General features: G+C 59.1%; 21 protein-coding genes. 11 read left to right on the top strand and 10 right to left on the bottom strand.

The features are described from left to right. Nucleotides 1-43 precede the first annotated feature (43 nt). Entirely contained in the window at nucleotides 44-1,945 is a 1,902-nt protein-coding gene (locus IQ265_RS05270; RefSeq protein WP_194051298.1) for an alpha/beta hydrolase, read from the top strand. 5 nt (nucleotides 1,946-1,950) lie between these two features. On the opposite strand, the gene IQ265_RS05265 is transcribed toward IQ265_RS05270, so the two are convergent. Then, nucleotides 1,951-2,847: a pentapeptide repeat-containing protein gene (locus IQ265_RS05265; RefSeq protein WP_194051296.1), complete on the bottom strand. Its 897-nt coding sequence runs from the start codon at nucleotides 2,845-2,847 to the stop codon at nucleotides 1,951-1,953. A 572-nt stretch (nucleotides 2,848-3,419) separates the two neighbouring features. On the opposite strand from IQ265_RS05265, the gene IQ265_RS05260 reads away from it, so the two are divergent. Next, nucleotides 3,420-4,199 carry a DUF6816 family protein gene (locus IQ265_RS05260; RefSeq protein WP_194051950.1) on the top strand — a complete coding sequence of 260 codons (780 nt, stop codon included), beginning with the start codon at nucleotides 3,420-3,422 and terminating at the stop codon, nucleotides 4,197-4,199. A gap of 573 nt (nucleotides 4,200-4,772) precedes the next feature. Continuing rightward, a complete protein-coding gene (locus tag IQ265_RS05255; RefSeq protein ID WP_194051294.1) occupies nucleotides 4,773-5,399 on the top strand; it encodes a carboxypeptidase-like regulatory domain-containing protein in 627 nt (208 codons plus the stop codon). Here IQ265_RS05255 and IQ265_RS05250 read toward each other — a convergent pair. Next, complete coding sequence (locus IQ265_RS05250; RefSeq protein ID WP_194051292.1) at nucleotides 5,374-6,240, bottom strand: GDSL-type esterase/lipase family protein; 867 nt, start codon at nucleotides 6,238-6,240, stop codon at nucleotides 5,374-5,376. The genes IQ265_RS05255 and IQ265_RS05250 overlap by 26 nt on opposite strands. Nucleotides 6,241-6,426: 186 nt before the next feature. Further along, a complete protein-coding gene (ychF, locus tag IQ265_RS05245) occupies nucleotides 6,427-7,518 on the bottom strand; it encodes a redox-regulated ATPase YchF (RefSeq protein WP_194051290.1) in 1,092 nt (363 codons plus the stop codon). Nucleotides 7,519-7,708: 190 nt separating this feature from the next. Here ychF and IQ265_RS05240 point away from each other — a divergent pair, with 190 nt between their 5' ends. Together IQ265_RS05240 and IQ265_RS05235 are read left to right on the top strand one after the other, a co-directional pair. After that, a complete protein-coding gene (locus IQ265_RS05240) occupies nucleotides 7,709-8,329 on the top strand; it encodes a hypothetical protein (RefSeq protein ID WP_194051288.1) in 621 nt (206 codons plus the stop codon). Between the two features lie 109 nt (nucleotides 8,330-8,438). Next, nucleotides 8,439-9,044, top strand: coding sequence for a thylakoid membrane photosystem I accumulation factor (locus tag IQ265_RS05235; RefSeq protein ID WP_194051286.1), 606 nt, complete (start codon nucleotides 8,439-8,441; stop codon nucleotides 9,042-9,044). A 13-nt stretch (nucleotides 9,045-9,057) separates the two neighbouring features. Here IQ265_RS05235 and IQ265_RS05230 read toward each other — a convergent pair whose 3' ends face one another. Continuing rightward, the gene (locus IQ265_RS05230) at nucleotides 9,058-10,062 is read right to left on the bottom strand and encodes a Rieske 2Fe-2S domain-containing protein (RefSeq protein ID WP_194051284.1); all 1,005 of its coding nucleotides are present in this window, start codon (nucleotides 10,060-10,062) and stop codon (nucleotides 9,058-9,060) included. Nucleotides 10,063-10,114: 52 nt separating this feature from the next. Here IQ265_RS05230 and IQ265_RS05225 point away from each other — a divergent pair, with 52 nt between their 5' ends. Then, nucleotides 10,115-10,915 carry a TetR/AcrR family transcriptional regulator gene (locus IQ265_RS05225; protein ID WP_228037605.1) on the top strand — a complete coding sequence of 267 codons (801 nt, stop codon included), beginning with the start codon at nucleotides 10,115-10,117 and terminating at the stop codon, nucleotides 10,913-10,915. A 19-nt stretch (nucleotides 10,916-10,934) separates the two neighbouring features. On the opposite strand, the gene IQ265_RS05220 is transcribed toward IQ265_RS05225, so the two are convergent. The 4 genes from IQ265_RS05220 to pstB all read right to left on the bottom strand — a co-directional run bounded on the left by IQ265_RS05220 (nucleotide 10,935) and on the right by pstB (nucleotide 14,890). Then, nucleotides 10,935-11,570: a LysE family translocator gene (locus IQ265_RS05220; RefSeq protein ID WP_194051280.1), complete on the bottom strand. Its 636-nt coding sequence runs from the start codon at nucleotides 11,568-11,570 to the stop codon at nucleotides 10,935-10,937. Nucleotides 11,571-11,617: 47 nt separating this feature from the next. Then, nucleotides 11,618-12,433, bottom strand: coding sequence for an inositol monophosphatase family protein (locus IQ265_RS05215; RefSeq protein WP_194051278.1), 816 nt, complete (start codon nucleotides 12,431-12,433; stop codon nucleotides 11,618-11,620). 2 nt (nucleotides 12,434-12,435) lie between these two features. Next, entirely contained in the window at nucleotides 12,436-13,899 is a 1,464-nt protein-coding gene (locus IQ265_RS05210) for a BCD family MFS transporter (RefSeq protein ID WP_194051276.1), read from the bottom strand. 187 nt (nucleotides 13,900-14,086) lie between these two features. Next, entirely contained in the window at nucleotides 14,087-14,890 is an 804-nt protein-coding gene (gene pstB, locus IQ265_RS05205; RefSeq protein ID WP_194051274.1) for a phosphate ABC transporter ATP-binding protein PstB, read from the bottom strand. Nucleotides 14,891-15,540: 650 nt separating this feature from the next. Here pstB and IQ265_RS05200 point away from each other — a divergent pair. Beyond that, complete coding sequence (locus IQ265_RS05200) at nucleotides 15,541-17,631, top strand: diguanylate cyclase (RefSeq protein ID WP_194051273.1); 2,091 nt, start codon at nucleotides 15,541-15,543, stop codon at nucleotides 17,629-17,631. 111 nt (nucleotides 17,632-17,742) lie between these two features. Next, entirely contained in the window at nucleotides 17,743-18,999 is a 1,257-nt protein-coding gene (locus IQ265_RS05195; RefSeq protein ID WP_194051272.1) for a glycosyltransferase, read from the top strand. A gap of 30 nt (nucleotides 19,000-19,029) precedes the next feature. On the opposite strand, the gene IQ265_RS05190 is transcribed toward IQ265_RS05195, so the two are convergent. Further along, entirely contained in the window at nucleotides 19,030-19,272 is a 243-nt protein-coding gene (locus IQ265_RS05190; RefSeq protein ID WP_194051271.1) for a 2Fe-2S iron-sulfur cluster-binding protein, read from the bottom strand. Nucleotides 19,273-19,291: 19 nt separating this feature from the next. After that, nucleotides 19,292-19,567 (bottom strand): DUF2470 domain-containing protein, encoded by a 276-nt coding sequence (locus IQ265_RS05185; protein ID WP_194051270.1) that lies wholly within the window; start codon nucleotides 19,565-19,567, stop codon nucleotides 19,292-19,294. 49 nt (nucleotides 19,568-19,616) lie between these two features. On the opposite strand from IQ265_RS05185, the gene IQ265_RS05180 reads away from it, so the two are divergent. Genes IQ265_RS05180 through IQ265_RS05170 form a run of 3 tightly spaced genes read left to right on the top strand, consistent with a single transcriptional unit; the run spans nucleotide 19,617 to nucleotide 21,724 of the window. Then, a complete protein-coding gene (locus tag IQ265_RS05180; RefSeq protein ID WP_194051269.1) occupies nucleotides 19,617-20,054 on the top strand; it encodes a hypothetical protein in 438 nt (145 codons plus the stop codon). 60 nt (nucleotides 20,055-20,114) lie between these two features. Then, nucleotides 20,115-20,225, top strand: coding sequence for a photosystem I reaction center subunit VIII (gene psaI / locus IQ265_RS05175; protein ID WP_194051268.1), 111 nt, complete (start codon nucleotides 20,115-20,117; stop codon nucleotides 20,223-20,225). A 50-nt stretch (nucleotides 20,226-20,275) separates the two neighbouring features. After that, complete coding sequence (locus IQ265_RS05170) at nucleotides 20,276-21,724, top strand: glycosyltransferase (protein WP_194051949.1); 1,449 nt, start codon at nucleotides 20,276-20,278, stop codon at nucleotides 21,722-21,724. Nucleotides 21,725-21,741: the final 17 nt, after the last annotated feature.

Genomic DNA, 21,741 nt, shown 5'->3' with positions numbered 1-21,741 from the left:
CTGCCTGTTTTAGTCCGCTGCTCCTGCATTTCTATGTTTTGCCGTGCAATTTAACTTGTTACGCCTAGGTCGTTGCCGTTCTGCGCTGGGGCGCTGGGGCGGGCGGCTACTGATTACAGGTAGCCTTTTGACGGGCGGCTTTGTCTTGAGTTTGCCCCTGACGCCAGCAATGGCGGCAGAGTCGGTGACGGTGCGCCTGGGGCGACTGTCGCAAACCGTGAGCCTAGACGATCTGGAGGCGTTTGCGACCACGGGGGAGGTGCCCCAGGCGCTGCGGTTGTATCGTCCGTTGCTCAACGCCAGCCTGCGGCAGGCTCTGGAGGGCGAAATCACCCTGGAACCCGAAGTGGGCCAGGTGATTTTGGACGAAATTCTGCACACCCCCGGCGGCGCGCAGCTGCTCGATACCCTGCGGGCCATTGCTCCCAATCTAGCGGCGACCGATCTGCGCATTACCCTAGAGCAGGTGTCGACATCAGAGTCGGGGCTGACCCTGCTGAGCATTTTGCGAGCCATGCCCCAGGACACCCTGGAAATCAACGTTGGCACTCTGCTCACCCTGGCCTCGCAGTTTCGGCTGGCCCAGATGGAGAGCAAGGCCCTCAGCCGCGTGTTGCGCAAAGACCCCGCCGCCGAAACCGCTGAGCCGTTACCGCTGTTGGGCACCGATCCTTTCTCCACCGGCCCCGCTGAGGTCGAGCGGTGGGAACTGGTGCTGCGTGACCACAACCGCGATCGCAGTATTCCCATCGACATTTACTGGAGTCAGGACAGCCACGGCCCGCTGGTGATGATCTCCCACGGGTTTGGAGCCGATCGCCGCTTCTTTGCCTATCTGGCTGAGCATTTGGCCTCCCACGGGCTGACGGTGGTGTCGGTGGAGCACCCTGGCAGCAACGTGGCCGCCCTGCTATCGCTGCCCGCAGAAGAACTGCCCGAGGCGGCTGTGCACAGCCGCATTTTGCCCGCCACTGAGTTTCTCGATCGCCCCCGCGACATCAGCTTTGTGCTCGATCGATTGGAGAAAATCAACCTCTATTCCTACAGCCTGCGCAATCGCCTCAACACCGAGCAGGTGGCCTTTGTCGGTCATTCGCTCGGGGGGTACACCGGCCTGGCCCTGGCCGGGGCCGCTCTCGATCTGCGCTCGCTAGAGTCCTACTGCCAGACCCTCAATCCTGTCAATGTTTCCCCCTCTGACTGGCTACAGTGTGCGGCCCTCAATCTCCCCGTTAAGTACGCCAACCTGCGCGACGATCGCATCACTCAGCTGATCGTGGCCAACCCCCTGACGGGCCTTTTGTTTGGCGAGGCCGGACTGAGCCGAGTGCGGGTGCCAACCCTAGTGCTAGCCGGTACCCACGACACCGTGACCCCCATGGCCAGCCAGCAACTGCGCCCCTTTATGCAGCTGCCCGCCGACAAACACCTGATTACCGTGGTAGGTGGATCGCACCTGAGCGTTGGCGACCCTAACAACCTCAACGCTGACCTGGGCCGTATTCCGTTTATGCCAGCGCTGCCCGATGTCACCACCGCCCCGCTGCGCATTTTTCTGCAGGGGGTGAGCCTGAGCTTTGTCATGCAGCAAACCCCAGAGGCCGACGCCTATGCCCCGGCCCTCAGCCCGACGGTGGCCCACGCGTTCTCAACCACTACGCTGTCGCTGCGCCTGAGCCAAACCGTGCCCGAAGGGCTGACTACCTGGCCCCGACTGCGCCAAAGCGGGCTGCCCCGTCAGGATCGACTGATTAGCTATCTGCCCTCACTCCTGCATCTAGAGGGCAAGGCTATTCAAGACCAGCTGCAGGTGCTGCAGCGGCAGATGTTAGCCTACCTGCGCCACACGCCACCCTCGCTAACAGCTGTGTACTGGCCTTTCTTGGGGCCGTCAGTGCCTATGCAGGCCAATCAGCCAGGCCAACGCCCAACGGCACCGCAGTAGCGGGGTTAGTCTTGAGACCCCATCGTAAATCCGTCCGGCATAATGGTGCCGTGCACGTCGGTGCGCCGCAGGTTGGTGTAGTCAAGCTTGGCGTTGATCATCACCGCATCGGTGAGGTCGGCCCCGCTCAGGTTGGACCAGCTCAGGCGGGTGCGGTACAGGGTGGCTCCACGCAGGTTGGCCCCGCGCAGCGAACTCCAGCTCAGGTTGGCCCCGCGCAGATTGGCCCGAGACAGGTTGACGTTGACCAGGTTAGTGCTGGATAGTTTGGCCCGGCTCAGGTCAGCGGCCTCAAAATCGGCCCCCTCCAGGGTCGCTCCTGTCAGCACCGCCCCTACCAAAATGGCTTTTTTGAGAATAGCTCGGTTCATCAAGGCGCTGGTCAGGTTAGCGTGCTCTAGATTGGCCTCTTGGAGGTCGGTGGCCAGCATTCGACCACGGCTGAGGCTGGCCTCGCTGAGTACGGCCCTGTGCAGGGTGGCGTGGTCGAGCACGGCTTCGTTGAGGTTGGTTTCGCGTAGGGTGGCCTGGCTGAGGTCGGCTCGCACCAGATTGGCGCTGCGCATACCGGCTTCGCTGAGATCGGCCCCCATCAGGCGAGCATCGGCCAGGTCGGCCCCAATTAGGTTGGCTAACACTAGCGTGGCCTGCTCAAAGCTAACGTCGGTCAGCTTGGCCTCACGAAAATTGGCCCCTGTCAGAATGGCCCCCGAAAAGTTAGTATTTTGCAGATTAGACTGCCGAAAATTGGCACCGCTGAGGGTTTGCTGGCTCAGGTCGGCCCCAATTAGCTGAATACCGCGAAAGTCTCGGTTCCCGGCGGCGTAGCGCTCTAATAGATCGGTGACGGTAATTTCCGCAGGCACATCCAGGGGCTGAGTATTAGAGGGGGGAGTTTCCAAGAGGTTCCTCAACAGTGACGACAATGAGGGGTGGGGGGATATTCAGGAGAGGTACAGCGCCGGGTTGGCCTGGGCAAAACCGCAATGCTACCAGATGTCTTAGGATAACCAGAAGCCTGTTTGGGTAAACGCAAGTGCTGGCAGTATTAAGCCTATCTGAGGCAGCGCGCGCTGGCTAGGGCTTTAGGCCATATGGCGCGGTAGCCGACTGGGGATGAACGGCGGCAAGATCGGCGTCATAGAATTGGAGTTGGGTGCGGTCTCCTTAGCCTGCCCTGGGCCGCGGCAGGAAAGTCGTTAGCAGAGGCAAGGCCTAGCTTTTGGGAGCAAGTTTGAGCCTATGATTTGTTGATTCTGACTGCTTTCCACCCTTTATCTGCTTAAATCTGCTAGGGCATGTCATACATTCCGGCTCAAGTCCTGATGCTATCAACATTGCCACACCCGACCTAGAAAAATGGCTAGGGGCCGTAACCCCTGATTCTTGAAGCATTAGCGACCAATTGATGACAGCCCCTAGAACCGGGTCGGTCTTGACTAGAGAAACCAGCGTCAACTCATCTTTCTTTACTATGCCCCGATCGCTGCTTACGCTCCTGCGCCGCCGCCTGTTTTGGCTGACCCTGCTGCTCACGGTGTGGTTACTGTGCAGTGGCCAGGCCCAGGCCGGACCGATCGCCGATCGCCTGGCCGCCTTTCCAAACTGGGGCAGCAAGCCTACCCTCGCTCCGGCTCAGGGGGATCTGATTTATCCTGACTGGCTGCGGGGCGACTGGCAACTGACCAGCACCCTGGTCGACCTGGCGGCTCCCCTGGCTCCCGAACTGGTGACCCCTGGCTTTGAAGGCAACCGCGACCAGTTGGGACAGCCGGTGACCTGCCCCGTCAGGTTTGTGGCCGCCCTACCGAGGTCAAAGGGGCTGATTCCGATCGCCACAAATACGCCTCAAACCGTGGCCGATCGCGCCTTTAACGGGCTGAGCCTGGCCCGCGCCTACCTGGGCGATGGAGCGGTGAAGGCGGTGAAGGTAGACGCCAAAAACCCCAATCGCCAGCTCACTCTGTTAAACGACAACCGTCAGCTAGAGTCAACCGTAACCGCTCGCAGCGTGGAAACAGCAGACGATCGCTTCATTGCCGTAGAGCGGTTTCAGCAGGTGTTTCGGGGTGGGGCCATTCCCTATTTCAACGAGGTCGAAACCACGACTGCCTATCGTCAGGAAGCCGATCGCGTGCTGGCCGATCAGGTGACGGCGGTTTACCTCTCGCCCCAGGACCCCGACTTTCTCAAGGCGCAGAACCGGCCGGTTGCCCTCTATCGCTACCGGCTAGAGCTGTTGATGCAAACTTAGGTTAACGGTTCTCTAAGGGAGAGCCGAATCGCAGTAGCATAATCGTGGGCTATAAACGGGCCATGACTTTGTGTAAAATCCCTCCAAGCAACCTTGACGCAGTAGATTTGGCGCAGTGAATTTGACGCAATAAATTTGATGCAGTGTGTTCAACACAAACAACGGGCCGCTGCTTTACCAACAAAACCTAGCTGGCCCTGAAAGAATCTGCTCAGTGAGGCGCAGAGGTGTATAGCAACCGCCACCCAGTTAACCATTTTGAGAGACGGTTTAGGCGATAGGTAGCCAGCTAGTAGCCCCAGGTAGGGCAATTGACAACTTGGTTATGCCTCAAACGAGCTGGCTTAAGCTACGTTCTGCCTTTGCAGGAGCTTCTGCCAGCCTGACTGCCCAGCCTTAATTTCCTGAAGCTTTGACTGTTTCAACCTGCTCGAGCAAAAGCGCTGTGGTAGTGGCTGTGATGCTGCGATCGCCCAATTCTCGCCCTATTGTTCGCCTGCCTTTCCCCTGGTCTTGGGCCTGCTCTGCGTGCCCCCTGCCTACTCTATCTACTTTTTACTGGGAGCATCCCTCATGCCCAACCCCCGATCTAAACACCCCCTGCCTGCTGCCGCTAAGCCCTGCCGAGTGGCGATCGCAGGCACCATTACCAACGCCCTAACCGGCGACATTGTGCCCCAGGCTGTGGTGCGCATTACGGCGGCTCCAGCGGCCTTTGCCGAGAGGCTAATGGCGTTTTTGGTCGTTGCGATCGCCCACCGGCCCGATCTGCAGGCCGAATACAGCAACCTAATCGCGGATTGGAACCAAACCCTGGTTCCCCTGGCGACGGCCCAACGGCTGCTCGATCGCCTGGTGCCTGCCCTTGCCCTCACCCGGCCCGACCAAACCACCAGCGGCGGCGACGGCCACTACTGCTTTTTTGATTTACCGCCCGGTCAGTACAGGCTAACGGCTACCTACACGCTGCCTAACCGCTGCCATGGAACGGCCTCAACCCCGGTCGATATCGTTCAGAGCGATCGCCGGCTAACCTTTACCGAGGCCAACATCGCCATTCGACTGGAGCCAGATGCTTGTCCACTAGCGGTGGTTGGCCACACTCTGGGGTCACTGTCGAGTCAGCCGTGGGGGGAGGAGGCCGTCGCTGCAGATCCTGCCTTTGCCGCTTCGTCTAAGGCTGAAACTCGGTTTCATTGAGCAGGGCCAGGGCGGTACGCCATACCATGTAGCCATCCTGGTTGAGGTGCAGCCCATCGGTGGTCAAGTCGGCTCGCAGATAGCCGTCGCCGTTGACAAACAGCGGGTACAAATCGAGAAAGTCAACGCCGGTCTCGATGGCCACCGCCTTGAGCTGGGTGTTGACCGTGCGAATCAGCTCGGGGGGAATGGCCTGTAGGCGATCGCGGCCTTCCCAGGTGGCCGACTCGCCGCCGTGGGGCAAAACCGACTGCACCACCACCCGCGCCTGGGGGTGGGTCTGGCGCAGGTAATTGATCATCATTCGAACGTTGTAGACCAGATCTGCCTCCGAGCCGCCCCAGATCAGGTCGTTGATGCCCACCATAATGAACACCGCCTCGGGGGCCGTTTTGTCTAGCAGGTAGAGGCGATCGCGCAACCCCCCCGAGCTTTCCCCCGAAATGGCCTGATTGATCCAGGTCTTGCGCCCCGGCAGCATGTCAGCCGGAAACCACAGGGTCAGAGAATCGCCCAGCAAAATGTTTTGACGCGGCGCATTGATAGCTACCGCCGCCTCGGCCTCAGCCGCCAATAGAGCCACCCACTGCTCGTAGTCAAGGCTGTGGCGCGGCCCTAGGTCGGGTTCAAAGGGCGCTATGGGCACATACGGATCGGCCGCAAAGGCATTGGCCTGGGGCAGCACCGCATCCCCCGCCGGGCCCGGCTGCCGCAGCATGACCACGACGGTAATAAACAGCAGCCCGTTCATAACCAGCGAGAGCAGCGCCCAGGGGGGTACCCCCTGCAGATGTTGCAGCGCCGAGCGTAGCTGAGGATAGGGTTGAAGCGGTGAGGCCACGGCAATAGTCCTATGAACCTGGAGCGAGACAAGCTATGCCCCTAATGGGTCAAATTGTAGATAGATTTTCTCCTAGGAACCACTATTGCAACGAGTTTTTTTGCACACCCTAACCGGGCCGCGACCACCACTGGCCTTTGTAACTACCCAACCCGGTTTATGGCATTTGGCCAGCGCTACGGGTAGCTACACGTTGAAGCGAAACAGCATCACATCTCCCTCTTGCACCACGTACTCTTTGCCCTCACTGCGCACCTGCCCCTTGTCTTTGGCTGTAGCCATCGACCCTGCCGCTACCAGGTCGTTGTAGGCTACGGTTTCAGCGCGAATAAAGCCGCGCTCAAAGTCGGTGTGAATCACCCCGGCGGCTTGGGGGGCCACCATGCCGGCCTTAATCGTCCAGGCGCGGGTTTCTTTGGGGCCGGTGGTGAAGTAGGTTCGCAGCCCCAGCAGCTCGTAGGTAGCGCGAATCAGCGTCTTGAGGCCTCCCTCTTCAACCCCTAGAGATTCAAGAAAGTCCTTGCGCTCTTCGTCGTTGAGATCCACCAGTTCGGACTCGACCTGGGCGGAAATAACTACTACCTGAGCGTCTTCTGCCGCCGCTACGGCGCGCACCTGCTCCACCCAGGTGTTGCCGCTGGCCAGGTCGTCTTCGGAGACATTGGTGGCGTAGATGACGGGCTTGCGGGTGAGCAGCCCTAGGGGCTTGATGATCGCCTCAGCTTCGTCGTCAAGCTCCACCTGACGAGCTGTTTTGCCCTCGTTGAGCACCGGCAGAATTTTTTCTAGAATTTCTAGCTCGGCCTGGGCCTCTTTGTCGGCGCGGGCCAGCTTGCGCACCCGGTCTATCCGGCGCTCCAGCTGAGCCAGGTCAGACAGGGCCAGCTCCAGGTTAATCACCTCGATGTCGCGCACCGGGTCGACTGAACCCGAGACGTGGATGATATCGTCGTCGTCAAAGCAGCGCACCACGTGGACGATCGCATCGACTTCACGGATATTGGCCAAAAACTGGTTGCCCAGCCCCTCGCCCTGGCTAGCCCCCTGCACCAGGCCCGCAATATCGACAAACTCGACCCGGGCGGGCACGGTCTCAGCCGAACTCGACAGGTCAGCTAGCACCTGCAGCCGAGCGTCGGGTACCGCCACGATGCCCACGTTGGGTTCGATGGTGCAAAAGGGAAAGTTGGCGGCCTGGGCCTTGGCGTTGGCCACCACGGCGTTGAACAGGGTTGATTTGCCAACGTTGGGAAGCCCAACAATGCCAGCTCGTAACATGGGATAACTCTAAATGTGGGGCAACGGGGGAAGTTTGGGATTCTAAAGGTCAAGGGCCATCTCCGGCCTTAAACCCTAATCCCTGCACCTCAAACCCCTATCTAGCATAGGAGAGGATGCGACCATTGCGGAGGGGTTGCTATACCCTTGAAGCTGAGAGCAATAGGTGATTGAACAGAAGGGTGACGCTATGGCTGAAAGCAACGGCTTGGACTGGTGGCAGCGCAGCCTGCCCGCCCTGGCGGCTGGGCTGATAGCGCTGGGGCTTACCGGGTGCAATACCCTGGGGCTGTCGCGATCGCCCGAGAGCGACGAAGACATGGGCAACCAGTACGTCGATAGCGGCTTTCGCGGCAATACGCTGGTCAGCCGCATGAAGCCCGTCCGGCTGCGCCTGCAGAATGGTTGGCAGGCTGCCCCTACCGGCACCCTGCACCCCAACGCCGACCTAGAAGCCTACAACCCCGACCAAGAACTGTTTTTGGTGGTGCTGGGCGAAAGCCGGGCCGCCGTCGGGCAGGGCAACCTCGAAGAGCAGGCCAGCAACTACCTGCAAATTCTCAAAGGGGGCTTTAGTCAGGTAACTGCCAACCAGGAGCGCACGGGTGTCGATCGGGTAAATGGCTTTCCTGCCGTGCAGTATGCGGTGCGGGGCGAGGTGTCCCAGCGCCCGGTGGCCTACCTGCACACCACCGTTGAAATGGGCGAGGAGTATTACCAAGTGGTGGTGTGGGCACCTGACGATTCGCGGATGGCCAATGCCGACGCGATGCGATCGGTGGTGCAAGAATTTAGCAGTACTCAGCAATAAGCGCCGCCATTCTGTGGCCTAATAGAGGCTGTGGCTTTGATCGGCATGACGGTAAGTCTGACTATTCAAGGCCACCGACAACAGGCCCTAGACCAAGGACATCATTGCCATGCTGCGCTGGCTCACCGCCCATCTCTTTCATCGCCCTAGGCCCCAATATCGGCTGGGGCAAGCCCTGGGACTCCTCTGCGCTGCGCTGGTACTGTGGCTGGGGCTAGGCGGGCAGCCCACGGCCCTGGCGGGCCTCACCGACGACAACTATGACGGCAACATTTTTGCGCTCTATGCCGGTAATGGGTCGCTAGTACCTCCCCGCGTCAGTCTGGAGCAGTCGCTTAAGGCCGGTAAGCCTGCCATCGTTGTCATCTACGTGGACGACAGCAGCGATTGCAAAAAGTTTGCCTCGGTGATTTCTCAGCTGCAGGCCCCCTATGGGCGGGTGGCCAACTTTATCCCCACCATGGCCGACTCAATTCCGGTTAAGGCCTCCTACGAGCCGAGCGAACCGGGCTACTACTTCAAAGATGCTGTGCCCCAAACCCTAGTCTTTAACGCCCAGGGAGACCTGGTCTTTAACGAAACCGGTACGGTTTCCTATGAAGCGATCGACGATGTCATGCGTGAGGTGTTTGATCTGCTGCCCCGCAGTGAGTCAGAAGAACTACGCCGCCGCCCCATCAACGAGGTCAATACTGAATTGGTGCCAGAGCAGTAGCCAGAGCCGTGACTTAGGGCGAAGCACTGGCCTTACTTGCTGCTGAAACGTTTGCGGCGGCAAGCGTTTCAAAATTTCGCCGCACCCAGTCCATGCCCACTTCGTTGTTGAGCTTGATTTTCTGAGCTGCATTGGGGTAAATCTTGCCCAAAATATCGGCATCCTGGTCCACCACGACTCGGCCAAAATTGAGATAGGCGCGGCCCATCAGGCTAAAGGCGGGGTGCTTAGCCTGACCGAATAGCAGAATGTAGGTGCGGGTGCGGTGCTCGGCCTCGGGTACAAACAGGTGGCACTGGGCCACCCTGCCCAACGACGACTCGCCATGAAAGATGACCAGCGCTGGAAAGTGGTTTTCCATATGGGCGCTGATGGTGCCGGGCAGCAGAAACAGGTCGGGACGGCGCAGCTTTTCTAGCAGTGAGTAGGGGGCGGTGGGCATGTCGTAGAAGGCGTGCGACTCATACCCCTGGTCGACAAACCGATGAAACTGTACCTCAGCAATGCGAAACAGGTCGCGGTGGGTGCCGTTTTGATGGTTGTAGTCGTGCATGTTGAGCAGCATAAGCAGGTCGGTGTCGATCGAGCAGTCTGCTGTCGAGCCTATGAAGGTGTACTGGGATGCGATCGCATTCATCACCCCCGGAATCGGCAGCTTGGGCTCACAATCACCGTAGGACCAGACAAAATCACCCTCAACAATCAGCTCTAGGGGCTGAATCTGGGGCAGGGTTTGCTTAGCAGAACCGGGCAAGACCGTGCGCCCCTGGGCATCAAACGCCAGGGCGTGGAAGGGACAGACAACCTGGCTCGTACCGTCGTTCGCCGCTTCGCACCAGCCTTCCGACAGCATCGCTCCCATGTGCGGACAGGCGTTGGGCAGGGCGTGAATATCCCCTGCGGCATCTTTCCACATTACATAGTCATTACCGTGTAGGGAAACTTTGCGGGGCTGGTGGGTAGCCAGCATCGACTTGTGCGCCAACAGCCAGGGCGCACCGGGAAGCATGGACTGCATGGAAGCCTCCGGGGAGTATAAGATTGTGAGGAATTCGTCGTGTTTTCAAAATATGACAGATAGCTCACATTCGTCAAGCCCTCTGCGTCGCGAACCCAAGCAGCGGCGAGGCCAGCAGCGGGTCGAAAAAATTCTAGAGGCCGCCGCTCTAGTATTTGACGAGGTGGGCTATGAGGCGGCCACCACCCACCAAATTGCAGAGCGGGCGGGGACGGCGATCGGCTCGCTCTACCAGTTTTTTCCTGACAAAGCGGCGATCTTTAACGCCATGGAGCTGCGCCATATTGAGCGAGTAGAAGCCATGTGGGGCCAAGCCAATGCCCAGGAGTTTTGGCGACTGCCGCTGCTAGAAATGCTGAACCAGCTGACTGCTGGGGTAATGGCACTGTTTGAGCAGCCGGTGTCGCGGGTGCTGTTTATTGAGTTCTACAGGGCCCGCGATCGCTTCCAAACTATTGACGACAGCATGACCCAGGGTGCGATCGCCTTTCTCGCCGCCATCCTGCACCAGCGCAACCCAGACCTGCCCGACGATCGGCATAGTTTGCTGGCAGAAGTCTGCGTTCATAGCTGTAATGCTTTAATTTTGGCTGCCCTGCGCCAGCCAGACTTGGAGAGGCGCGATCGCCTGGTGCAGCAAATTCCAAAGCTGCTGGCCGCGTACCTGAGCCCCCACGTAGGCGATCAGACCCACGACCATGTAATGAATGTAATGATTTGCCCCCACTGCGCCGCTCAAGATTTAGCTAAAAACGGGCGGCGGCGGGGCAAGCAGTGCTACCTGTGCAAAGCCTGCGGCAAGCAGTTTGTAAACCCGCGCCTGGCCCCTGAACCCTATGGTTTGGAGTTATAGCTGTGGTCACTGGGAAAAGTTAGTTTTGCTCGGCTACTGCGACATAAGCTCCCAACCCAATCATGGTGCAGCCCGAAGTGATGCGCTGACCCTGCCTGAAGCGGTAGCTGGTGCGTAGCCTCTGCCCAATCGGCCCGGCGAAGGCGACAACAACGACATCAGCAGATAGGTTCAATAGGTCTGTGATTAAACCTAGAACTAGAAACTGCATGAAAACACTGCCATTTTCAACTGTAATAAACTGCGGAATAAAGGCCAGAAAGAACAAGGCCGTCTTGGGATTCAAAACCTCAGTAATGACGCCTTGGTAAAACACATTTCTTCGGCTCCGATGGCTCACTGCGGTATTAGCCGTATCGGGCATTGTGTCGCGGCTAAACAGCGTTTTGAGCCCGATATAAATCAGGTAGGCTGCCCCTGCATACTTCACCACCATAAAGGCTAGAGCCGATGTCATCAGCACGCTAGAAATGCCGATCGCTGCTGCAACCACATGCACTAGCCCACCCGTGAACAGCCCCAGTGCCGACAAAATGCCCTCAGATTTGCCTCCGTTGAGGCTGCGGGCCAGGGTATAGAGAATACCTGGCCCTGGTGTAATGCTGAGAATAAATGCCGCAGTTAGAAAGAGCGTAAAGGTGGCAAAATCGGGCATCTCAAACTCCAATAGGGGTGTTTGACTGATAATATTTGACCTTGAGTCTATCGTTCTGCTACTTGCTGCACTAAAGGGCGAAACGTTTCCACTAAAGATGGTTGAGCCGCCGCCAGGGTTGGATAGGGTTGGCGGCTGTAGTCTTTCCCCGCCTTCAGCGGAAAGGGCGCAATGTCATCCAAGGCCACCCAGGTGGCCCCGGCGGCCTGGACGATCGCCCACACCGCCGCAATATCCCAAATCTTTGGGGTCGCCTCGACCGCCCCAACCGCCCAGCCTGCCCCCACCAGCAGCAGGTTGTAGGCGGCAGATCCCAGCATGCGAATTTTGCAGGGAAAGGGCTGCTCCAGCACCGAGGTGCTGCGGGCGCAGAGGCTAAAGAACTGGGTTTTGTCGGGGGCAGCATTGCTGCTGTGAATCGGGCGACCGTTGCAGTAGGCTCCGCTGGGCATATCTAGCCCGCTTTCCCCTGGCCAGTAGCCGTAGAAGGATTGATGGAGCGGCGGCATGGCCACGTAGCCAAACACAGGTGTCCCTCGGTACAGCAGGCCCAGGGAAATGCCCCAGACTGGAACGCCACGGGTAAAGTTGGTGGTGCCGTCGATGGGGTCAATGATCCAGCACCAGTCGGTGGCGGGGAAAATATGCTCGACCTCCTCGCTGAGCACGCCGTGGTCGGGGAATTTTTCACCAATGGCGGCGCGAATGGTGTCGTCAGACCAGCGATCGCACCGCGTCACTAAGCTACCGTCGGCCTTCAAATCCGCCTGCACCTGACCAAAGTCTGACCGCAGCTTTTGCCCCACGGTGTCTGTAGTAGCCTCGGCAAAGGCCAGCACCTGATCCCAAAAGTTTTCTGACATGCTCAATCCATATCGCTTTCCAGGGCGGCGGTGATCGCTGCCTTGGCGTTGGCCTGAAATTCTTGAATATCGACCCGGCTGAGCAGCAGAATCGCCACCATCATCCCCACCGCCTGGAGGGTAAACACCAAACCGTAGGCCAAAAACGCCTGGGGCTGGCCCACTTCCCCGGTGCTGCCGAAGGCTCTGAGGATGGCGCGGCCCAGGTCGAGCACGCCGCCGCCGAGGACTGTGGCGCTACCGCGCGCGATCGCCTGAGCCAGCCCCCACGCCCCAATAAACGTGCCCGCCGTTTCGGCCACGGTCAAATCGAGCATGAGCACGATCGCCCCCAGGGTGAGAATGCCCGAGGCAATGCCAAAGCAAAAAACCGCCGTTAGCAGCACCGACGGGTTGCCCGTCAGCCCCGAGAGGGTAATGCCCAGTAGGCACAGCGCCGCCCAGCCACAGCCCGCCACCACGGTGCGCTTTTTGCCGATGCGGGGCACCACCAGCCAGCCGGTGGTGATAATGCCCAGCAGCGTGCCCATGCCAAAGGCGGCGTTGAGCTGGGTGGTTTCGGCAATGGTCATACCAAACACTTCGCCGCCGTAGGGCTCCAGAACCGCATCCTGCATGAACAGGCTGAGGCTGAGCACCAGCAAAAAAGTAAAAAACAGCCCGGTCTGGCGGCTGGCGGTGAGCACTTTGAGGGCGCGCCCCAGGGTGAGGCTGTCTTCGCGGTCTCTGAGGGAAGAGCGACTTTTGAGCCGCGAGTATTTTTTCTCGATGCCCGCCGTACTGAGAAAAGCCAGAACGCAGACCACCACCGGGGCAATCACAAACAGCCGGTTAACCAAAGCCTGCACCTGCTCGATGGGCGCGTCTATCTCAATGGGCTTGAGCACGATGGAGGTGATGATCACCCCAGTGATAATGCCGACCATCAGCATGGCCCAACCAATGCCCACCAGGCGCGATCGCGAGTCTTCGTCCGAGACATCCACCAGCAGCGCCGTAAACGGGGTCGAGGTGGCGCTTAGGGCCAGACCGTAGACCGCAAACAGCAGCCCCAGCAGCCCCACCCAGGGGTACACCGCTGGCCCCCAGCCACCCTCGGCAATGCGGTTGCCGATCTGCCACACCACCTGCAGGGCACAAAATGCCGTCACCGCCACCGAGACAATGCCCAGCCAAATGTAACCGCTGCGGTGGTAGCCAAAGATGGGCCGCGAGTCAGACATTTGGCCAAACCACACGCGGGCCGGGGCCATAAATTGATGCACCGCGATCGCGCCCGCCGCCACCAGGGCCGGTACCCGCAGTTCTTCGATCATCACCCGGTTGAGCACCCCCAGGGTGAGCAGCGACATAATGCCCAGGCCCATGTTGAACACTCCCAGGCGCAGCATCGTCAAAATGCCGAGGTTGGGTTTTGGGGTGGCCGACGAACCAGAAGCCGAAGGCGAAACATCGGGGCTAGTCATAGGGTGTCCAAAAGGCTTTGAGAGTAATCGTCGAGGGATAGTAATACCTTAGACCAGCACCGACTTAACCGCAGACAACAGCTTAAAAAAGAACCCAGGCTAGGCCTGGGTAGTCGAGTGTAAGCTCATTGTTGTCGCTGGGGATGATCAGCACCGCTGAACAGGCCACCCGCCCACAGCAGTTGCTCTAGCCAAAGCGACCCGACACGTAGTCACGGGTGAACTGTTCGCGGGGGCTGTTAAAAATTGCCTCGGTTCTGTCGTACTCCACCAGGTAACCGACCTTGCCACCTTTGCCGGTAGCCTCGGCGTTGTAGAAGGCGGTGCGGTCAGACACCCGCGAGGCCTGCTGCATGTTGTGGGTCACGATGATAATTGTGTAGTCTTCCTTGAGCTGCTTCATGGTTTCCTCAACCTTGATGGTCGAAATCGGGTCGAGGGCCGAGCAGGGCTCATCCATGAGAATAACATCGGGCTGAATAGCGATGGTGCGGGCAATACAGAGCCGCTGCTGCTGCCCTCCCGACAGGGAAAGTCCGCTCTGCTTGAGCTTGTCTTTGACTTCATCCCACACGGCAGCTTTGCGCAGGGAGGTTTCGACCAGCTCGTCCATGTCGCCCTTGTAGCCGTTGATTCGGGCTCCCCAGGCAATGTTTTCGTAGATTGACTTGGGGAAGGGGTTGGGCTTCTGAAACACCATACCGATTTTGCGCCGTAGCTCTACGGCATCCACCCTGTCGCCATAGATATCGCTGCCGTGGAAGGTGATTTTGCCCTCCACCCGACAGGATGAAATCAGGTCGTTCATTCGGTTAAAGCAGCGCAGCACCGTGCTCTTGCCACAGCCAGACGGGCCAATGAACGCGACAACTTCGTTGCGGGGAATATCTAGGTCAACGTCGCGCACAGCCAGGTTGGAGCCATAGTAGACGTTAAGGTTTTTAGCCCTAAGGGCAACGTCTGCGGAGGTCGGAGCATAGGTGTTAGACATTTGGGCACCAGGGTTGCGCTACAGTCGTCGGAGCCAAAACTCCCATCACAACTATTGCAGGCGATGGCCAAGTTTGGGGTTAAGGGAAGGCTAAGGGACCCGTTATAGGTCGGTGGTTGGGGGGATGGATTTAGGGCGATCGCACCCCGGCAGCAGAGCATGCCCGTCCTGGCCTGAATGCTGCCCCGTCAGGGCGTCTGTATTGCAATTGCCGCTGGTCTATCGCTTCGCCCTCTTTACCCGTGGAACCGCCGTTGAAACAGCCCGCTGGATCAGACGTTTGTGCCCAGAACCTTGGTCTTAGGGGCCGAACCAGCCGCTGTAGAACTGCTACCAAACCCAGTTGCCAGGCCGAATTGCTAGATTAAAACCCCTATTAGAACCCCTGTTTTTTTCTCGCAGCTGCTTTAAATCACCGAAGGGGCCTCTCTAAAGTGCTGAGATAGCTGCTTGAGATCACGGGCTAACCCCCCCTCAAACTCCTAGGATAGGCCCATAGCCCAAGTTCTGGCCCTTCTGTAAACATGTGCACAGCAAGTATTTCAGGGCTGTTTAGGCGCTTTATTCTAGAAAGGTAGGGTGTTTTGCTTAACTTAATACTGCCGCTCAATCCAGTGCCAAAACTCCCTTTCTACCGTCCATTAAGCCGTTTGCTCAGGCCCTTTTCCCTCAGCACGGTGCTGACAGCGGTGTTTGTTCTGCAAATCATCTTTGCGGTAGGGCTGCTGGGGTTTTTAAGCTTTTACCTGGGCAACTGGGCGATCGCGCTGCTGAGCGTTGGGGCGATTGGTAGCTCAGTCGTGGTGGGATTGGCGGTGGTCAACCGGGTGCTGCAGCCCCTAGCTCAACTGCGCCACGCCATTCAGGCTACGGCCCAGGGCAACTGGCAAACCCCGCTGCCGGTCGAAAGCATGGATGAGCTAGGCCAGCTGGCGTGGGCGTTTAACGCGATGGCGGCCAAACTCCAGGATTCGTTTACTGAACTGGAGCACCTCAATCGCGAAATGCAGCGCAGCGAGCGGCGCTGGCGGCAGTTTTTAGACGGTATTCCGCTGGGCATCGCCGTATACAACCGCGAGGGCACGATGGTGTTTGCCAGCCAGCAGGCCCGCGTTTTGCTCTGCCTTGAAGACATGCCCTCGGTACCTTCGCTGAGCCTCGAAGCCACGTGCATTGCCTACCGAGCCAGTACGGGGCAGCGCTACCCCACGCAGGAACTGCCCATTACCCAGGCGCTACGGGGGCAGCCCGGCTGGGCCGATGACATTGAACTGCGCCCCGGCAACCAGCCGATTCCAATTGAAATGGCCACTACCCCGATCTTTGACCAGGGGGGGCGGGTTGAGTATGCGATCGCTGCTTTCCAAGACATCACCACCCGCAAACAGGCCCAAACCCTGCTGGCCGACTACAACCAGATCCTAGAGCGTCAGGTGGCCGATCGTACCGCTGCCCTGCGCCAGGCCGAAGCCACTCAGCGGATTATTCTTGGGGCCATACCTGACCTGCTGGTGCGGTTCTCGGGCGATGGCGTGTGCCTGGATGTGATGAACGCTGGCGCGGTGAATTTGCTGGCCGACCCCAGTGAGCAAATTGGCAGGCCCATGGCCGAAGTGCTACCCGCCGATATGGCCGCTGAGCGCATGCACTACATTCAGTTAGCGCTACGGACGGGCCAGCCCCAGGTCTACGAGTATCGCTTTCGCACCGATGGTGGCTGGCACTACGAAGAGGCCCGCATCGTCCCTAGTGGTTCCGATCAGGTACTGGCGATCGTGCGCGATATTACCGAGCGCAAGCAGGCTGAGGCTGAACTTGCCCGCCAGCGGCAGTTTTTGCAGAATGTGATCGACAGCATTCCGAGCATTATTGTGGTCAAAGACCGCGAAGACCGCGTGCAGATGGCCAACCGGGCCAGCGCTGCCCTGCACGGCATCACCCCCGCCGATATGGTGGGCAAGTTTGATACCGACTTTAATCCCAATGTTTCGATTTTTGAGGCCAGTCAGCAGCGCCACATTCACCAGCAGGTGATTGACACCCAAAGACCCTACCAGGGCGAGCAGGAAATCATTAACCGGGCTGGCGCTCGCCGCTGGTACCAGGTGGTGATTAGCCCCTTTCAAGACGCCAGCGGCACCGTCAACGGCGTCATTACCAACTGCATCGACATCACCGATCGCAAGGGCATGGAAACCGCCCTAAAAGGGGCAAACGAAAAGTTAGAACGTCTGGCCACCCTTGACGGGCTCACCCACATTCCCAACCGCCGCCGCTTCGATCAATACCTAAGCCAGGAGTGGCAGCGCATGGTGCGCGAGCAGCAGCCCCTGTCGTTGATCATGTTTGACGTCGACTATTTCAAGCCCTACAACGACAGCCTGGGCCACCAGCAGGGCGACGAAGCCCTAATTGCGATCGCCGCTGCTGCCAACCGCGCCGTCAAGCGCGCCGCCGACCTGCTAGCCCGCTACGGAGGCGAAGAGTTTGCGGTGGTGCTGCCCAACACCCGCCGCACCGGAGCCGAAATCGTCGCCAAGGCCCTGCAAAAGGAAATTGCTGACCTGCAGCTGGCCCACCCCCAGTCGCCCATCGGCGACTACCTCACCATCAGCATTGGCATCGCCAGCGTGGTGCCCACCGCTGAGCAGGCTCCAGAAGACCTGATCGCCGCCGCCGATGCCGCACTGTACCAGGCGAAAAGACGGGGGCGCGATCGCTACTGGATTCGCTTGATTTAATCACTGCCAAGGGTGGCTACCTTGCTCTGGGGGTTAACAGCAACATCAGCTGGGCACTCTAGGGGCAGTCGCTGAGAGGGTTGAGTTAGCCATAGCTCAACCCTTATTCATATGAAAATTGCCTACGCCACCACCTACGATGTGCGCGATCGCGCCTCCTGGCCCCGTCGCCACTTGGGTCTCTACGGAGCCGGACAAAAAATTGCCGAGGTCTTGCAGAGTGCCGGGGCCGAGCTGGCGTTTTTAGGGCCGCTGCACCAGCGTAAAATCCCCATCACTCGCCTGAAGTGGCTGTACTACCGTCGCCGGGGGCGGAGCTACTACAGCCCTGTTGAGCCCTGGGTTGCCCCCCACTACGCTCGCCAAATTCAGGCCAGGCTGGCCCAGACACAGGCCGATCTGCTGCTTTGTCCCGAGAATGCCATTCCCCTGGCGCAGGTGCGCACCACCCTGCCGACAGTGCTGTGGACCGATGCCCTGCTAGGCAGCCTGGTTGATTTTTACCCTCATCTGACAAATCTGTGCGCGGAGACCCGGCAGCGGCTGCATACGGTGGAGCAGGCGGCGCTAGAGCGGTGCGATCGCGTTATTCTCACTTCCGAGTGGGCGGCCCAGTCGGCGATGGCGCTCTACGACCTTCCCGCCGCTAAACTGCGGATTATTCCCCGTGGGGCCAGCCGCGCCCAAGACCTGACCCAGCCTGAGGTAGAAGCCGTCATTGCCCAGCGCCCCCTAAGCCCCTGTCGGCTGCTGTTTCTGGGAGTTGATTGGGAGCGCAAGGGCGGCCCTCTGGCGCTGGAGGTGGCCCAAACCCTCAACCAGCAGGGCATAGAAACCGAGCTATGGGTGGTGGGTTGTCGGCCCCAGAGCGAGGGCGACCTGCCCGGTTTCGTCAAGCCCTACGGCTTTATCGATCGCGCTACCCCGGCGGGGGAAGCCCAGTTTGCCCACCTGCTGAGCAATGCCCATTTTTTGATTTTTCCGACCAAAGCCGACACCTTTGGCGTGGCGATTAGCGAGGCCAACGCCGCTGGGGTACCCTGTGTCGCGGCGGCTGTAGGGGGCATTCCTACCGTGCTGCGAGCTGGTGTTAATGGCAAAGCGTTTGCCTCTGATGCAAGCGCTTACGACTACGCCCAGTACATCGCCGCCACCATGGCCGACTATGCTGGCTACCAAAACCTGGCGCGGTCGTCGTGGCAGCACTACCGACAACACCTGAGCTGGGAAGCGGCCCAGCAGCAGGTCTGGAATGATTTGCAGGAGCTGGTGGGGCGCGATCGCCCCTTAGAACCTATGCCTCCAAGGGCTAATCTCCTCGCTCAACTCAACCCATTACCCACCCTCAAAAAGGGATTTTGGGCCTAGCGATTAGAAACTACTGAGCAATGCCCGCCCTTACCAGGTGGGATCTACATACAGGTTGATCACCAGCGTCTTCTGCCCTGGCGGTATCGCTGAAATACAGGCGCAGATCGGGTCTGCTTGCCCCTCTAGCTCAACTTCGCAGGCGTGGCACGACCCCATCAGGCAGCCGGTGGGAATGCTTACCCCGGCGCGATCGGCAACCGCCAGCAGAGGTTCTCCCACCTCGGCTTCGACGGTCACGCCGTCGGGCAAAAACTGAATTGAAACGCTCATGGCAGTACTGCTAAATGGCTTAGGTCTGGGCCTGCTTGAGCATGGCGACCAGGGTGTGGTGGGCATCCTCGGCCCCCTCCAGGGTGTGGTCGAAGGCCACCCGCACGGGGGTTTGCGCTCCATCAACGGTCACCGCCAGGGTCATACCCTCAGCGTCAATAGATTCCATCTGGGCGGCGGTGGCGGCGGGCTGGTTACCGTAGGCAGTGGCATAGAACAGCACTGCTTCGGCATGGTCTTTGTTCATGTGCTTGCAAATGCGATCGCTTACCGCTGGAGTAATTGGCTCAGCCATAAAAAATCCCGTAGACTACTTCAACATTGGCCATCGGTTACATGCTGTTATGATACCGCCCCTGCCTCCTTCTTCAGAGCACCCCTGGCCCACGGGCCATGTTTTTCAAAGCCCTGGGGCACACCTCACCTACCGGGTGGTCGGCCCCTGCTGCCGCCTGTTCGATCGCGATCAGCTGCCCTGGCCCTGTTGTCGCCTGCAGTGGCGAGGCAAAGAACCCAGCTGGCGGCGGATTGGCAAGCGCCTAGTGCCCGATATGGCCACGCGCAAGTCCCCCTCCTACTGCGTTGAAATCGTAGGTCAGGGCTATGGGGCGCAGTCGTTTGTAACAACTCTGTACACCGCCAAGCTCGATCGCGCGACCCAGTCCTGGTGGCATACCCGGCTGCACCGAGACGATGCTGAACTCGTCAAGGGCAGCGATCGCACTACTCGCGCCGAGGGCAAGCCGCCGAGTGAGAAAGTTTGTAACAAAATAGACATATAGATCGCCCATTCGCAGTAGTCTTATGCTCAACGCTGTGATGTTGCTATTGAGGTAAACTCTATGCCAGCTGCCTTTTTACCTTCTGTTTTGGTTCCTCTGGTAGGCCTTGTTTTTCCCGCCGTGGCGATGGCCTTCCTGTTCCTCTACATTGAGCGCGAAGACGCCGCCTAGTCCTTAACTAGAAAACTAAGACGTTCGTGCTGCAAGCCCCTTTTTCTGATTTGCTTGAGGCCCCCAAGCAAGACTTCAAGCAAGATATTCGGGCCTACTTCGACCGTATTGCTCCCGAGCTAGATCGCTGGAGTAGCCGCAATCGCTACTACTACAGTGATTTGGCTCGGCTTCATCAGTTTTTGATTCCGCCCGGCAGCCGCGTACTCGAAGTCGGCTGCGGCACGGGCGATCTCCTCCATGCCACGGCTCCAGCCTTAGGAGTTGGCATAGATTTTGCACCAGCCGTCGTTGCGATCGCGCGCCAAAAATATCCCAATCTCTGTTTCTACAACCTAGATGCCGAAACCCTAGATGCCACCCAGCTGGCCCTCGAGCATCGTCAGTTTGATTACATTGTGCTGTCGGGGGTGCTGGGCTACCTGGGCGATATTCAGGCGGTTCTACAGCGGCTACAGCCTTTCTGCCAGCCGCAGACCCGCCTCATTCTGACGTTTCACAATCACCTCTGGGAGCCGCTGCTAGGGCTAGCCGAGCGCGTGGGGCAGCGTCGGCCCCAGCCGCCCCAAAACTGGTTAAGCACCGACGATATGGCCAACCTGCTCACGGTCACGGGCTATCGTCCGCTGAAGCGCGGCAGTCGGTTTCTGTGGCCCAAGTTTGTGCCCGGCGTGGCGGGTTTGGTGAACCGCTACCTGGCTCCGCTGCCGCTGGTCAAGCACCTGTGTCTGACGACGTTTATCGTCGCTCGCCCTCAGGCTGCCCCGACCCAGGCTAAGCCCACCTGTTCGGTGATCGTGCCTGCGCGCAACGAGGCGGGCAATATTGCCGCCGCCGTGGCTCGACTGCCGCAGCTAGGCGAGCACACCGAAGTTATTTTTGTTGAAGGTCACTCCCGCGATCGCACCTGGGTCACCATTCAAGAGCTCGTGCAGACCTATCAGGGGCCGTTTACCCTCAAAGCTTTTCAGCAGACGGGTCGGGGCAAGGCCGATGCGGTACGTTTGGGGTTTGAGCAAGCCAGTGGCGACATCCTGCTCATTCTCGATGCCGATTTGACCGTACCTCCCGAAGATTTGCCCCACTTCGTGGAGGTGCTGGCCGCAGGGTATGGAGAATTTGCCAATGGCTCACGGCTGGTTTACCCTCGCTCCAAAACCGCCATGCCCTGGCTCAATACCGTAGCCAACAAAATTTTTGCGCTACTGTTCTCGTTTCTGCTAGAACAGCCCCTCAAAGACACCCTCTGCGGTACCAAGGTATTGTGGCGGCGCGACTACCAGCGCATTGCCGCTGAACGCAGCTATTTTGGCGACTTCGACCCCTTTGGCGACTTTGATCTGCTGTTTGGGGCGGCCAAACTCAACCTGCACATTGTCGAAGTGCCCATTCGCTACCAGCCGCGTACCTACGGTAGCTCAAACATCGCCCACGTCAAAGAGGGCATGATTTTGCTGCAAATGTGCCTGTATGCCTCGCGCAAGCTCAAGTTCTGGTAGTGGCGCAGCCCGAGACC

The organism is Nodosilinea sp. LEGE 06152, from assembly GCF_015207525.1.
Classification (GTDB): domain Bacteria; phylum Cyanobacteriota; class Cyanobacteriia; order Phormidesmidales; family Phormidesmidaceae; genus Nodosilinea.
The sequence above is the reverse complement of the archived record's forward strand: the minus strand, read 5'-3'. Positions and strand labels throughout refer to the sequence as shown.